We start from the raw sequence: 13,852 nt of genomic DNA, 5'->3' as shown, positions 1-13,852 counted from the left end.
CGACATGGTCACTCGCACGCGGATGCTTCTAATCCGTGACCGGAAAGACCCGCGAAACAAAAACGGGAACAATCAGCGCATACCCCTATTCGCGGCAACTGGATACGACGCCTGGGCCATCGTCGAGGATCAGCTGGCCAAGCGAAGCAATGACGATGATCGAATTTTCCCATTCAATCATAGGTCAGTCGGCACCGCATTCCGTCGAGGGTGCGCTGACCTGGACATACGCGACCTTCATTTTCACGATTTGCGGCACGAAGGAACGAGCCGCCTTTTCGAAGCTGGGTTCACAATTGAACAGGTAGCGCTGGTCACAGGGCACAAGGATTGGAAGATGTTGCGGCGCTATACGCACCTCAAGCCGGAAATGCTTCGCGCTATCCAAGCGGCGAAGGCTACATAGTTGACTGAGGGCGGTATCAGTCCGCAATCGCGTACGATCGACTGAACGCATTGGCTAAAAACGGCAAAATACACACGCCAACGCATGAAGATATCCCCCGACACCTAACCAGATCATGCACCCTTTGAATTTTGTTGTCGAATTTGCCCGCGAACGGGCTTGCACGCAATCTTCCCCGGATGCTGGCCAGTTTTTGCTCACAGACACGGAAAACAATTCGGACCCCCTGATCTGCTTGCGTTCCATTTCCAAAACATACAGTTGTGCCGGCGCGGCAATAGTGGTTTTTTGTCAAAATTACTTGGGGAAAGCATAATGAAAATAGCGATTTGGGCTGCGTTCGGGGCTTTTACATTGACTTTTGCAACCAACGGCCTTGCACACGGCGGTGGCACTGATGCCAACGGGTGCCATACAAACCACAAGACTGGCGAGTATCACTGCCACTAGTTTCCGGCCGACTGTGTGATTCACACGGGCGGGGCGTGTGTGCGCACGCGCGCGGCGATCTGCAATGGTTGTCGCCTTCCTGAGGGGATTGCAGATGCGAATTCGAAAAGGCTCGTCACGATCTCGCCCGTGACATCGGTGCACGCGCTGCCAAACGGCGCGATTGACAAAGGTACCCGCTACCAGCTGGCGAACCACTTGGAAATAACACAGTCGCTACTGTTAAACGATTAAATAGTTGCTAGAGAAACGCCCGTCACTAATAGTATGTTTGCGTCAGCTAAATTAGCTTGGCTGCGTCGCAGAGCAGGCGGGTGGCGTCGATGATCGACTCGGATGTGTTCGAATTCGTTGAGCGTTGCAGAACGCACACCGCGCCTGGCCCCCTTCTGACTGACTTGCTCCAAACAGTGCGAAATCTCGGATTCGAGCACCTCATCCTGAGCGGCGTTCCGCTTGGTGGGCAGAAACTTGCCCCCATGGTTGAGCTCAATGGGTGGCCCAAGGGCTGGTTTGAGCGGTACGTAGAAGCTGAATACGCGGCAGTTGATGGAGTTTGCATCTATTCCGCAAAGACCTTGAAGCCATTTCTTTGGGCCGACGTCCCAGCGAAGTGGTCCGAGTCAAAGGCGTCGCGGCATGTTGCGGGTGAGGCCACTGAGTTTGGCATTTCGAGTGGTTTTGCCGTGCCGATGCTAAGTGTCCACCATTGGCAATCAGTGCTGTCGTTTGCCTCTTCAGCGAAGGTCTGCTCTCTCTCGCCGCGGGAGGAGGTACAGCTGGTCACCATGGCGGTCTACGCCGGTATGACAATCCAAGCAATATCGAATGTTGACGAGGTCGATGAAGGGCTCCTGACCGAGCGCGAGAAGGAGGTGCTATTATGGGCCGCCGCCGGCAAAACCTCATCCGAAACATCCCAAATTCTTGGTCTGGCAGAGCGAACTGTCAAATGGCACGCCACAAGAGCTCGCGAGGCTTTCGGTGTCGCCACGACTACGCAAGCAATCGTTGAGGCGGTGCGCAGGCGCATGATTCATCCCTAATTTGAGTCAACTGTCCGATCGGACAGGTGACGGACTTGAGGCCGGCTGCGAATGATTGGTAAAGACCAGCCGGGGGACGCGCTATGATTGCCGCTCACGTCGTCAACAGTCGCGAAGACCATCTCTCCAAAAACATCGTGCAACGACGAGGCGACTATCGCGTGCGTCGCAAACGCTGGCTTTCTTGTGCGCGGCGCGCCACCTCAGAGCGCGTTCGATTTTGGCGCTTCGTGTTGGCGCTTTTGATGAGCGTGGGCATCGGAATTGGCGGACTGGCCGCAGCGCCGAATTCGCCTCAGGACATCACAGGAAAATGGACATACCGCAGCTTCCACAACAACAAGAATCTCGTAACCGACAATGACCAGACGGCTCTTGGCCTCTTTTTCGCGGAGGCTACTTTTACGTTTGACGTTGCCGCTGACAACACACTCAGGGGAACAATCGACTGGAGCGGCGGTGGCCTGGATCTCCATGGAAGCGTCCAACCAGCTGCATCCGGCGCGCCCCTGACGGTTCAAATCGTCGGAATGGGGCGGGCCGGCACAGCCACCCAAGATTGGGAATATGATTACTTCGGATACTTGGCGCATACCTGGCCGCAAGGGGTGGGACAGGTTCCCGCTCTGGTCGGGAGCGTCATAAGAGCCAAGCCGCACAATGGTGCGCCTGCGGGCTATGTAGCGTCGTTCATAGCAGTCCAACAGTGACGACCAATCGACATGAATTCGCTACATCCGCAGCAATCAAGGGAAGGGGTCACAAATGCTCACTCGTCGCAGTTTCCTGGCGGCCGCGGCAGTTGGTGTAGCGGCGCCGGCAATTCTCCGCTATCGACCAGCTTGGTCAGCAGCGGCTCGCGTCCGCCGCAATGCCTCTACCATGGCGCCTACCGATCCCTTCTTTTCTGACTATGCGCAAGCCATCGAGGCGATGCACCAATTGCCCGTGAGCGACCAACGCAACTGGCGAAATCAGGCGCTGATCCACATACGCCACTGCACGCATGGCGTTACTGATTTTACGCACTGGCATCGATGGTATCTTTCGTTCTTTGAGCACATTTGTGCAAAGCTGATTGGCAAGCCGGATTTTGCGCTGGCGTATTGGGATTGGGAGGAGAGCAATAGCAAAGTTCCAGATACCTTCTTCGACATTTCGCAACTCAATGTGGTCCACTGGAGCGATCAATCGAACGAGCAATCCGACAATTGGGGACCAGGCAAAGTAACCACTGTCGGCGCACGCGGGATCGCCAGGGGGCAGACCATGACGTCGATCCCTCAGTTTGCTAATTCGTTCCTGAAATCCACTTTGGACGGTATTCGCGGTCAGCCCGACTTCGAGATATTCACCGGCCTGCTCGAGGGGCAACCGCACAACAACACTCATGTGGCTGTGGGATCTCTCCACGGTGCAAAGGGCCACATGGGGAACGGAATGTCTCCCCTTGACCCCATATTTTGGCTCCACCATTGCAATATCGATCGCATTTGGGCCGAATGGCAGGCTGTTGGAAATACTTCTGGGGATCCGAACAACACATATCCCGACAGCTTTTATGACGCAGATGGCAAGCCAGTCAGCGATACGACATCGAAGGGCGCGCTGTCGCTTGGATCGTTTGACTACATTTACGATACGATAGAGCCGGCGGTGATCGAACAAATTTCTGCGAAGCTCGATCTACAGAAGTTCGATGCGGGCGGAGACGCGTTGCTCTCGAAGCTCAATCTGACCATTCCCATGTCCATAGGGTCGGGTGCCTCTTCAGGTCCCGCGCTGCCAAACATCGAAAGAGCAGTCGATGTGAAGGTAAACGATTTGGTCAAAGTTCTATCAGATGTGCGAGTCTTCTACGCACCCGAAACGTCCCTTAAAGCAATCGAGCCGAGCCGCATCATTGCACGCATAGAAGGCGTTGAGGTTCCTCAAAACACCGATATGACCGTAGGGGTGTTCGTGAATTGTCCCTATCTCTCACCTGAAACGCCAACTGACGACAAGCTTTGCGCAGGTGTCTTCAGCTTTTTCGGGCCCGGCGGCGCGCACGCGCATCACGGCGGCGGAAGAAATGTCTACATCGACTTGACTGAAGCCCTGCGGAGTGTCGGATCGCAAGGCCGTCTGGCCGAGAACGGCTTCAAAGTCCAATTGATGGCTGTTCCTATTGCTGAGGGTGTTCCCGCGGACGTCCGTATCCCGTTCAAGGGTGTTACGATCCTATCGGCCTGATTTCAGCCCAAATTATAGGGCGTAAAGAGCTATGGAGCTGCGGTCGAAATGCCAAGATGCCTTGAGTTCTTGGATCAATGGTCGAGCCATTGGAATGATGGCGTTGATATCGTCTGCAGCCGTCCTTTTGGGGGCTCCGACAAACTTGGCCGCTTGCCAGCAGGTCTCCGAGTCAACTGTGGATGGCGTTGATTTCTTGGGACCGAACATCGCAACCGATCGGCGTGCAGTTGTAGTTCCTTTGAGGGGGGTTGAGGCAAAAGTCCTGACGTCGGGGGTAATCACGATAAAGGTCAGCTTCCGGCCACTTAGGGTCGATCCAGAAGAGCAGTTGCTGCTCCAGGTGCAACTAACAGACAAGCCGGTTTCTGATGTTCGCATTACAACGGATGCGGTCTCGCCGAATGCATCTGGGTCGGCGTTCTATAAACCGCTGATCGTGGGCGAAACGCAGGAAGTGTTTCTCTCTTTGCCAGCTTGGAAATTTCCTAATCCGCCGAACGCTGCCATCGTCGCGATGGTCTTGTCAGATGACAGATCCGCCCCAATCAATTCGGCAATAGAGATCCTTTCCGTTGACGTTCTGACCTGAGACGCACAGCGCCGTGATTGCATGAAATATCGAGCTGGCTGCCTTCCGGGTGACAGCTCTCGAGTCACGGGATCCAAGGCGCTACCTGCCCAATTCTTGTGCCTGCGGTGACGTGAGAGGCGAGGACTCGCCCTGCGCCCGGCTGTAACGCGTACCGATTGAGTCAACTGTCCGATCGGACAGGTGACGTATTTTAGGCGCGCTGCAACTATCCCCAGACAACGATCGGGGGATTGCGCATGATTGCCGCTCATGTCGTCAACGCGCAGAACAGACATCTTTACGAAAACGAATTCGACGAGTTTTTGCGCCGGCGCCATGATTTTTTTGTGCACCAGAAACATTGGCGCCCTCCGAGCCCAGATGGTCGCGAGCTAGATCAATTCGATACGGATGCAGCGACATATTTGCTGGGGATCGAGGATGACCGCGTGGTGACCTCGGCTCGGCTGATCCCAACAAGCGAGCCGCACATGGTATCGGAGGTTTTTTCCGATATGTGCGAAATAGGAGGCGTTCCCAGGCGCACGGATTGGGCCGAATGGACACGGACCTTTGTGGTTCCAGACAAGCGCACCGGTGGGCTACGAGGCACGCTCACACAGCTTTGCTGCGCCGTTATGGAATATGCGCTCGACGAAGGGCTCGCTGCTGTGGGCGGCGTCCAAGAAACGTATTTCATGCCGCATCACGGGGCACTCAAATGGCGTGTAACCCCGATGGGAATGGCCAGGGAGCAAAACGGCGAATTCTACATCGTCGCGTACATTGAAGTTAACGAAACTGCTTTGAGAAATGTGCGGAACATCCTCCGTATCGACAGATCCCTGCTTGTCCGGCGGGGTCCACAATTGCCGTTCGCGATCAGGGACAAGACCCTTCAGCGGATGTCGGCCTCGTAACCTTTGAATTGGGAGGACAAGATGAAAACCATTCTATTCGTTCTGAGCACGACAGTGTTGGTTGGCCTTGCGTTTAGCGCCGAGGCCCAGCAGGTAACTGCCTCTGGCTGCGCAGGGGCCGGCCCCAAAACCGGCAGTGGGGACCTATGGCACCGTAACCGGTAGCGTGAGTGGCGATGCAGATACGTGCCAACAGGGAACTCTGCTCAAAGCGGCGGAATGGAAGCCTGACCAGAGCAAGGTGGTGTGGAAACACCCAGTAGGACGACGCGATGTCCATCCGGCGGAAACACGTTGCATCCGGCAGAGGATAAAATGCCAAACCTCTACCGACCTGCACAAGGCGCCACTGCTTGGCTTCGCGTCGATCGCCGATGGTCCCGGGGTGGCGTCGAGCATTGCATCGCTGAACGACGGTATGCCGCTACCCTAGCCATTTCCTTCGTAGGGGAAAGGCTGCAGTCAAAAATGCGGTCGAAATCGAGGACGCTGCATTTTACACGACAACGAGCAAAACAAACAACGTCCTCCCAGCTTCGGCGGTGGAAGCTTCGCGGACCGACACTGCCACGGTGACGCTACAGTAAATGCTCACCGGGCTCCTCTCCTGCGGCGCAGAGCTGGCAAGCCTTGCGCAGCAAACTTTCAGTTTCTGCATCCGCCATTTTGCGATTTTTCAACCCGGAGGATGATCGATGGCCTTTAATTGGCGTCCAACGAACGCTCCGCTCCAGACACGCTACGATGATATTTGGTTTCTAGGGCCCGAGACCGGCTGGGCGGTGAACAGTGCGGGTCAAATCGTGCATACCGAAGATGCAGGTGCGACTTGGACGGTTCAACATACCGTCGACGCCGACACGTGGCTTCGTTGCATGAGCTTCACCAGCGCGACCGATGGTTGGGTGGGCTCAATCACGCGCCGGCAGCGCCTGTGGAAGACCGAGGATGGCAAGACCTGGAACGATATGACCGATCCGCTGCCGCCGCTGCCTAGCGCGATATGTGGGATATCCTCGCCGGCTAAGGGCGTGGTCTTTGCCTCCGGTACGCAATATCCAAATCGTGAGGCAGCGGTCATGCATACGACCGATGGCGGCCAGACGTGGAATTCGATCTCGATGGCGGCGCACGCCAACCTGCTGATCGATACCTATTTTGTCGACGATCTGCATGGCTGGGTGGTCGGTGGAAACGGGGGGACGACTTACGACCAATTGAAGCCAGTGGTCATGTTCACCTCCGACGGTGGCAAGACGTGGGAAAACAAACTCCTGAATTCTGGGATCGACTTCCCGACGGGCGAATGGGGTTGGAAGATCCAATTCCTCAATACGCAAGTCGGATTCGTGTCCCTCGAAAACGACACCGCCGCGGCCATTTTGAAGACCACGGACGGTGGACAGACTTGGAAGCGCATCCCGATCAACGATCCGCAGCGGAATGTTGAACTGGAGGGTATTGGCTTTCTTAACGACCAGGTGGGGTGGGTCGGCGGCTGGGGGCACGGGTTCATGTCGGGTAGTCCTGACGGGACGACTAGCGGAACGACCGATGGCGGCGCCACGTGGTTCGATGCCGACGGCGTGGGTCGGTTTATCAACCGCTTTCGTTTCACCAAGACTGAACCGATCGTCGCATACGCGTCCGGAGGGACGATCTATCGATGTATGTTAGACATGGATGCCGCGGCCTTGGCTGCCGCGCCGGTGGTCGTGGAACCGCCCATAGCACTGGCCTGGGACAGCCTCGATATTGCTGCCCAAATCCCTGAAGGTGCGAAGCAGCTCACTGTTACTGTCTTCGATCCGCGCCAGACATTGGTGAAGGTTGTGGCCAACGAGCAGTCACCAAAGCCAGGCTCACGAACGATCGCTTGGAATTTCAAGACAGACGACGGTGTGGATGCCGGAACAGGTCATTTTATATACCGCATTTTCATCGATGGCCAAGCCACGACCGGCATGGCGGTGCGACCGGCACGTGCAACCCCCGACGACCTGGGTAATCAGGTTCAGGATCTAATTAGGCGTCTCGCGTCTCGCGCCAAACGCGCGCATGAGGACCTTGTGCTTCCCAACGAAAGCGGCGAACCCGTGAAGCTGAAGACGCTGTTTGACTCCCCGTTGGATCTGATGGCGGCACTTGTCCGTGGGGCTGGATCATTCCGGGCGAGCCGGATAGAAGCATGTTTTTGGTCGCCATCATTGGAACCGGGCCCATGCAGGGCGTGATCGGGCAGGCGGACGTCCAGCTGTTGTCAGATTGGATTGCGGCTGGAGCGCACGTTCCGCTGGCGACAAGCTAACGCTGTGCCACATGCGCAGCCTTCTTTGCACGAGGTAGCGACAGCGGCGAACTGCACAGCATTCGGGCAGACAGTTGGCATATCCGGCGGTGGCCACCTGGCAAGCGTGCCCGCCCACATCTAAACGTTCACAGGGGTCGAGCGGCGGCTCGGTCTTGTGTCAGAATAAGGGATTCAACACCTTGTACACGTGGCTTACGCCGGTCTGGTTGCTCCTGTGGCACAAGAAGCAGTTCGATCCCTTATCTCCAGCTTGCGTTCCCTGTTGGTAGGTTTCCATCGTGCTGTTGGCCAACATGCTCGTACCCACCTGGTTCGAGGCGGTCGGAGAAGCGCCGCCGATCGTCCAGGTCGCGCCAACGAAGACGTAGTTGGCGCGCACATCGCCAGCAGCCAATTGGCTCCGCACGCTATTGTTGATGGCGATGATCTCGGTGTTTGAGGCGGTGTCGGACCCGTCGATCGGGTTCGGAGACACGCCAGACACCGCCCCCCAAGTCTTCCAGCGGATGGTGTTGCTCGGCGCAATGCCTGACGGGTCATCTCCTGGAATGATATCTCCGGAATCAAATCGCGCCTTCAGGGCGTTGAAAACGCCGGCTGGATTGTCGGCACTGAACAGCCATGTTCCTGAGCTCGGCTGAGCGACGGTCTTTGTATTGCCGGCTGTGTCGAGATACGTGTAGGCACCGGTTGGCACATCGTCGACATGCTGAAAAGTCGCCCAGATCATCTCGGGATGGCCCTTTGCGCTGCCGACAACGTGCATTCCGACCATGGCAAGCGACACGGTTTTTTGACCATTCGGTTTCCACTTCTTGGGATCGGACATGTCAAAAGTTGGCACTGTCGCATCCATGGTAATGTATTTGCTTGCGTCAGCGACTGAACTCGCGTCGACCCATGACGTCTTAAGTTCGATGGCCAACGTCTCCGGAGCGGCAATGATTTTCTGATTTGCTGTGGCGAATGCCGCGATCTTGTCCAGATCACTCGGCGTCACAGGAAATTGCGTCGGTGCGGGACTGATTCCGCCGTTGGCGGCCCCCGTCACCATGTAGGCGAAGACGTCGTTGACTGTGGTGACATAGTAGACCAGCGAATTGTTTTGCGAGATTAGGACCCCGTCGCTGTTGGCCTGGCCCACTTCCGTCTGGATCACATCGCCTGCACCGTCAACCAACAGGTCTTTTCCGCCGACGCTCAGTTTTCGCGCAATGCTGATCTGCGCTCCGCCCACAGCACTTCCTGCAGCGGCGGCGGGGAGATCGGGAAACGCCTCGATTTTCGTGCCGTCTGTGCCGAACAGGTTGGGCTTGGTCTGTCCGCTACCGACTTCCATACGCGCCAACTCGATCACTTTACCGCTCAAATCTTGGACCAAAGGTCCACCTTTTGGTCCAGCGGGTGGTGTGACGACCTCAAACAGTTGACCGGTGTTGGACATAACCACCGGCAGATCGTTCGGGCCATTTTGCGGAGTTCTGATGCTCGCAATGCTCAATGGCGTCGAGGAATGCGGAATGAACTTTCGGTGGTTGCTCTCATCGAGGGGGGTAACGTCGAAGAACGCGGGGGACTCGAAGACCTTTCCGCTGCCGCCGAAGCGGGACGTGGCCGGCGAGGCGAGCCACAAAAACATTCGCTCCGACCATTGGTAAAAGCTGCAGTTTGGTGTGTCCGGGAAGTTGATGCTGTCCGCGGGCCCAATTGTACCGTTGAGGCTTACAGAGCCTGAGTCGAACCATGATTTGAACATCGGTGGATCGACCACGCATGTGGGCTTCGCATCCGTCGGCAGGGCCTGCCCCCGGACTTCAGCCAACGGCGAGAGCGCCCCAACACACAGGCAAAGGATAGCCGGCACGAAATGTAAGGTATGTCGCATGAGAAAACTCCTCCAGTCAGGTGCACCATGCCGGGCTTATGTCGGCCGCCCGCGTTCAAATATTCTGACGAGTCCACGCCAGTGACCCATCGAATTCCGGCTGTTTGGAATGAGTGCCTCGACTTTGAATTAGGCGGGCGCTCCGTTCGTTATCCACGTCGCTACGGTCGTGAGTTGTTGTTTATTCGCCAGCGTTGCCAGCGGATCGGAATCAACATCGGGCATTTGGCTCAGGGATGAACCGTCAAACGGCGGCTGCCCAGCTAGAGCCAGGTACAAATTCGAGGTTTCGGGATGCCCCGGAGTGACAAGCCGGCCATCCTGCCCCCAATTCGATGTGTCAAAATTGACAAAGCCATCGCGCGTGTCGGTCGGAGGCTTCCGCCAAAATCGCATGTGCGGCGCGCCATTGATGTTTGCATCAGTGGGAGGCACGAGAGTGTCCAGCAGGTTCTGAATATCCTCAAAGCTTGGCTGCAGCGTTCCGGCCAAAGGCAGCACTTTGATCTTCGGCGAGGTCACCCCCTTGATTGGCTTCGGGCCTTCCTTACCCGACTTGGTAGCTGAGCGTGGCTTCTTGGTCATCGTTTGCTTCCTTGCCATAGCGCAGTTCTGGTCCCCCGATCATCTGTCAGCAGGTAGAATGCTCTCGAGAAGGCGTTGATAATCTCGGAATGAGAGCGAACTCGCCGCGATACCCAGCAACACAGTCAATACAGAGGACCTGCCAGAATTTCTCGCGTGGCATCAATGTCCTGGTCAACTGTCCGATCGGACAGGTGACGCATTTTCTCGTGGCTGCGACTGTCCTTCAGGGAAGGACAGGGGTTGCGCTGTGGTAAGCACCCATGTCGCCAATGCGCGCAGGAAGGCCCGACGGTCGGCCAGGTGCGCGGTCGATCCGAAGAAGGCGAGCCGACCGGCGTCGTGCAGCGCGACCAGCCGGGTCAGGAACAGACGGCGGAACAGCTTGCCCAATACTCTGACTGGGAGAAGGAAGGCCGGCCGCGACGATATCCAGCGTGACCCGTCCGGCGCGATGCCGCCGCCCGGCACGATCATGTGCACGTGCGGATGGTGCGTCATCGCCGAGCCCCAGGTATGGAGCACTGCGGTGATGCCGATGCGCGCGCCGAGATGCTTCGGATCCGCCGCGATCGTCAGCATCGTCTCCGATGCCGCCTTGAACAGCAGGTCGTAGACGAGCGCCTTGTTCTGGAAGGCTATGTCGGCGACCTCGGCGGGCAGCGTGAACACGACGTGGAAGTAGCCGACCGGCAGCAGGTCGCCCTCGCGCTCGGCCAGCCAAGTCCGTGCCACCGCGCCCTGGCACTTCGGGCAGTGCCGGTTGCGGCAGGAATTATAGGCGATCGGCCATTGGCCGCAGTCTTCGCAGGCCTCGACGTGACCGCCGAGCGCCGCGGTGCGGCAATGCTCGATCGCCGACATCACCTTGAGCTGGATGAGGCTCAGGTGACCTGCATGGGCGGCCCGATAGGCGGGGCCGGCAGCACGGAAGATGTCGGCGACCTCAACAGAGGTGTGCACGGCTCAGCCGGGCGGCGTCGCTCTCATGCTGATGCAGCTGGAATCGACGGATGTCCTCAGCCCGTCGCAGTGTCGGGCGAGCGGCCAAGGAACACAGCGAAGCGCCGGACGTGACGAACGTAGTCCTGCTGGGTATGGGAGCCCAGGCCACGCATGAGCATGTCGTGCTGCATGCGCTGGCGAAGCGGAGAGATTGGTGCATCGGTCGACAGGGTAGCCATGGCGAGTTCCTCTCGTTGAAGGGAACTCCATGGTCAGATCGACGCCTCTACCCGCTCAAGTCAAAATGGCAGTCGCGCCATCTCAGGCCGAGGTGCCCCTCCCGCGAAGCGGGTTCGTGCTTGCGGCGGATAGCGGGGCGGCAGCATTTGGGGCCGGCAGCGGACTGACGGCTTCAACACATCGTGCAAATCAGCGTTGGCGGCCTTGGTTTTATCACGGATCCATGGCAGGGTTTTTCCGGTTAAAGAGACGTCTTCCTAAGCTAGAACTGTATTGAAGTGGTGATAGCATTGCGCCTTTTCGAGCCAGGCGGAGCGCTAGCGGACCAAGTTGCAGATAGGCCGGATGCAATGAATCAAATCACAGCCCTGCAGCCAGGAATGCTTCGAACCAACCTCAGGGGGCAGATCCGGCAGACACAGCTTCCGAAATGGAAGGCGCTCCTTCCGCTGTTCGAGGCGGTAATGAACTCTTTTCAAGCAATTCAGGACGCGAAGTCCGCAAGGCGGCATCGTGTCACGATCGTCGTGGAGCGCGACGAATATCTGCTTGGCGAGGACATCGCCGCTATCGTCGGCTTCGAGATCCGCGATACTGGCATCGGCTTTACCGACGAGAACTTCGACTCCTTCAACACTGCGTATTCGGAACATAAGTACGAACGAGGCGGGAAAGGCCTCGGCCGGTTCATGTGGCTCAAGGCCTTCCAGACGGTTCGCGTTAGGACGACTTTCCAAGCTCAGGACGGCGATGACGAGCCAAGTCAATGGCTGCGGGATTTCGAGTTCGGCCTCGACTACGACCCCGACGCGGCCAGCGCGACCCAGATCGATAGCGGGACATCAGGAACTACGGTCAAACTCGGGGGCTTCCTTTCGCCTTATCGCGAGGAATGCCCGGCCGACATCGAAATACTGGCGCAACGACTGGCCGAGCATTTCATTCTCGTGTTGATGCAGCCGGAATGTCCCGAGATCGAGATTCATGACGGCGGCATCAAACTGTCCCTCAACAGAGTGTTCGACGAGAACTTCCAGCGAGGCGGGCACAGCGAGAAATTCGAGATAGCCGGACAAAGTTTTCGCATCGTGACAACGTCGGCGCGCACCTCAACTCAAAGAGGGAAGGTGTTTCGCGGCTTCGGCGGTTTTGAATCAAGCTACAAAGTGCAATGCCCCTACTGTCAGAAGGTTTTTACGCGAAAAACCCAGACTCTCACCCTGAATGAACACAAGTCCCCGGACGGCTATCGCTGCGGTGGCCGCACCGGCTACCGCGTATTTTGAGCCCGGCACGCAAAATCCCTTCCGGCTTAAGTGTCTTCGTGGATGAAAGCATCCATGATCGTGGGGACTTCATAGTTGTGGCTGCCGTGTGCTGTGAAGCTGACGTTCAGGAACAAGTCGTTGAAGGCCTGTTGGACTGCGGTTTCGATCCCGCTCGTGACGAGTTCAAGAGCAGCATGGCGATGCGGGGTAACCCGGCGGCACAGGAATTGCGACACCGCCTCCAGTCCATCCTACGCGACTGCAAGATAGGATTGGCCGTTTGCCCGATCTCGGAGCGAGCGATACTCGCTACGCATATTTCCACGCTGCTATCCAGCGTCGATGTTACCCCCGAAACTCCTATCGCGGCGATCTATCTGGACGAGGGAATGAAGCGAACAAACGCCAAGATGCCTCGTAGCGCTACAGTTACCTATGGCTGCGATTCAAAGTTGGTCGCAGGAATCCAGCTAGCGGATTGTGCCGCGCATTTAGTTTCGACGATGCTTCTTGATGAGCTGGGCATCATTTCAAAGACAGTGCCCGCGAGCAGCGTTTACGACGGCCAGGAGGGCGAGATTGAACTGGCATGGACACTTTGGGCGAGCATCCGCTACGCGCTCTCGGGCAGAAAGCCTGTCGGAGAAATCGACGAGTATGGATTGCCGGAACCGCTGATGAATCCGTTCGGCCTAGTCGTGTCTGACCGCTGCTCCGACGCCGTAAAAGCGGCAGCTGAAAAGCGACTCGGAACGGTTTGGATCGGTTGCATTCACTAGGTGCCGAAGGTCAACTAGACCAGATCAGGTATTAGTGCGACCCGCCACTGCATGGTGTCCGCATTATCATATTCTTTAAGCCGTGCGCGACGGCTCTGAGGGCATCATCTCTCCGGGGGGCGCTGCAACCTCCTCGTTTCTTCCCACGACGCGGTATTCTGACGTCATTGCGAACTGTAGGCGCCAGATAGTTAGGGAGGACCTCCGG

General features: G+C 57.3%; 13 protein-coding genes and 1 pseudogene. 10 read left to right on the top strand and 4 right to left on the bottom strand.

From position 1 onward, the window contains the following. The first annotated feature begins 4 nt into the window (after positions 1 to 4). The 8 genes from NKI54_RS24525 (at position 5) to NKI54_RS24490 (ending at position 7,865) form a co-directional block, all read left to right on the top strand. Positions 5 to 406, top strand: a complete 402-nt coding sequence (locus NKI54_RS24525) for a tyrosine-type recombinase/integrase (RefSeq protein WP_352692575.1) — start codon at positions 5 to 7, stop codon at positions 404 to 406. A 315-nt stretch (positions 407 to 721) separates the two neighbouring features. Then, complete coding sequence (locus NKI54_RS24520) at positions 722 to 856, top strand: YHYH domain-containing protein (protein ID WP_352692574.1); 135 nt, start codon at positions 722 to 724, stop codon at positions 854 to 856. 323 nt (positions 857 to 1,179) lie between these two features. Next, the gene (locus tag NKI54_RS24515) at positions 1,180 to 1,902 is read left to right on the top strand and encodes a helix-turn-helix transcriptional regulator (RefSeq protein ID WP_352692573.1); all 723 of its coding nucleotides are present in this window, start codon (positions 1,180 to 1,182) and stop codon (positions 1,900 to 1,902) included. A gap of 83 nt (positions 1,903 to 1,985) precedes the next feature. Continuing rightward, on the top strand, positions 1,986 to 2,612 hold the full coding sequence (locus NKI54_RS24510; protein WP_352692572.1) for a hypothetical protein: 627 nt from the start codon (positions 1,986 to 1,988) through the stop codon (positions 2,610 to 2,612). Positions 2,613 to 2,667: 55 nt separating this feature from the next. Further along, positions 2,668 to 4,137, top strand: coding sequence for a tyrosinase family protein (locus NKI54_RS24505; protein WP_352692571.1), 1,470 nt, complete (start codon positions 2,668 to 2,670; stop codon positions 4,135 to 4,137). Positions 4,138 to 4,231: 94 nt separating this feature from the next. Beyond that, positions 4,232 to 4,729, top strand: coding sequence for a hypothetical protein (locus NKI54_RS24500; RefSeq protein ID WP_352692570.1), 498 nt, complete (start codon positions 4,232 to 4,234; stop codon positions 4,727 to 4,729). Between the two features lie 239 nt (positions 4,730 to 4,968). Then, positions 4,969 to 5,631: an acyl-homoserine-lactone synthase gene (locus tag NKI54_RS24495; protein ID WP_352692569.1), complete on the top strand. Its 663-nt coding sequence runs from the start codon at positions 4,969 to 4,971 to the stop codon at positions 5,629 to 5,631. 695 nt (positions 5,632 to 6,326) lie between these two features. Next, positions 6,327 to 7,865, top strand: a complete 1,539-nt coding sequence (locus NKI54_RS24490; protein ID WP_352692568.1) for a WD40/YVTN/BNR-like repeat-containing protein — start codon at positions 6,327 to 6,329, stop codon at positions 7,863 to 7,865. Positions 7,866 to 8,099: 234 nt separating this feature from the next. Here the strand turns inward: NKI54_RS24490 and NKI54_RS24485 are convergent, their stop codons facing one another. The 4 genes and pseudogenes from NKI54_RS24485 to NKI54_RS24470 all read right to left on the bottom strand — a co-directional run bounded on the left by NKI54_RS24485 (position 8,100) and on the right by NKI54_RS24470 (position 11,596). Then, positions 8,100 to 9,827, bottom strand: coding sequence for a hypothetical protein (locus tag NKI54_RS24485; RefSeq protein WP_352692567.1), 1,728 nt, complete (start codon positions 9,825 to 9,827; stop codon positions 8,100 to 8,102). A 129-nt stretch (positions 9,828 to 9,956) separates the two neighbouring features. Further along, on the bottom strand, positions 9,957 to 10,412 hold the full coding sequence (locus NKI54_RS24480) for a hypothetical protein (RefSeq protein ID WP_352692566.1): 456 nt from the start codon (positions 10,410 to 10,412) through the stop codon (positions 9,957 to 9,959). A 225-nt stretch (positions 10,413 to 10,637) separates the two neighbouring features. Beyond that, positions 10,638 to 11,375: pseudogene (locus NKI54_RS24475) on the bottom strand (IS91 family transposase); the annotation flags it as partial. A 56-nt stretch (positions 11,376 to 11,431) separates the two neighbouring features. Further along, positions 11,432 to 11,596 (bottom strand): hypothetical protein, encoded by a 165-nt coding sequence (locus NKI54_RS24470; RefSeq protein WP_352692565.1) that lies wholly within the window; start codon positions 11,594 to 11,596, stop codon positions 11,432 to 11,434. Positions 11,597 to 11,947: 351 nt separating this feature from the next. Here NKI54_RS24470 and NKI54_RS24465 point away from each other — a divergent pair, with 351 nt between their 5' ends. Both NKI54_RS24465 and NKI54_RS24460 read left to right on the top strand, forming a co-directional pair. Further along, positions 11,948 to 12,883, top strand: coding sequence for an ATP-binding protein (locus tag NKI54_RS24465; protein ID WP_352692564.1), 936 nt, complete (start codon positions 11,948 to 11,950; stop codon positions 12,881 to 12,883). Positions 12,884 to 12,921: 38 nt separating this feature from the next. Next, positions 12,922 to 13,644 carry a hypothetical protein gene (locus tag NKI54_RS24460; protein ID WP_352692563.1) on the top strand — a complete coding sequence of 241 codons (723 nt, stop codon included), beginning with the start codon at positions 12,922 to 12,924 and terminating at the stop codon, positions 13,642 to 13,644. The last annotated feature ends 208 nt before the right edge of the window (positions 13,645 to 13,852 follow it).

Origin of the sequence: Mesorhizobium sp. M0663 (genome assembly GCF_040320585.1) — a bacterium.
GTDB lineage: Bacteria > Pseudomonadota > Alphaproteobacteria > Rhizobiales > Rhizobiaceae > Mesorhizobium.
Note: the sequence above shows the minus strand (reverse complement) of the source record. Positions and strands in the feature narration are given on the sequence as shown.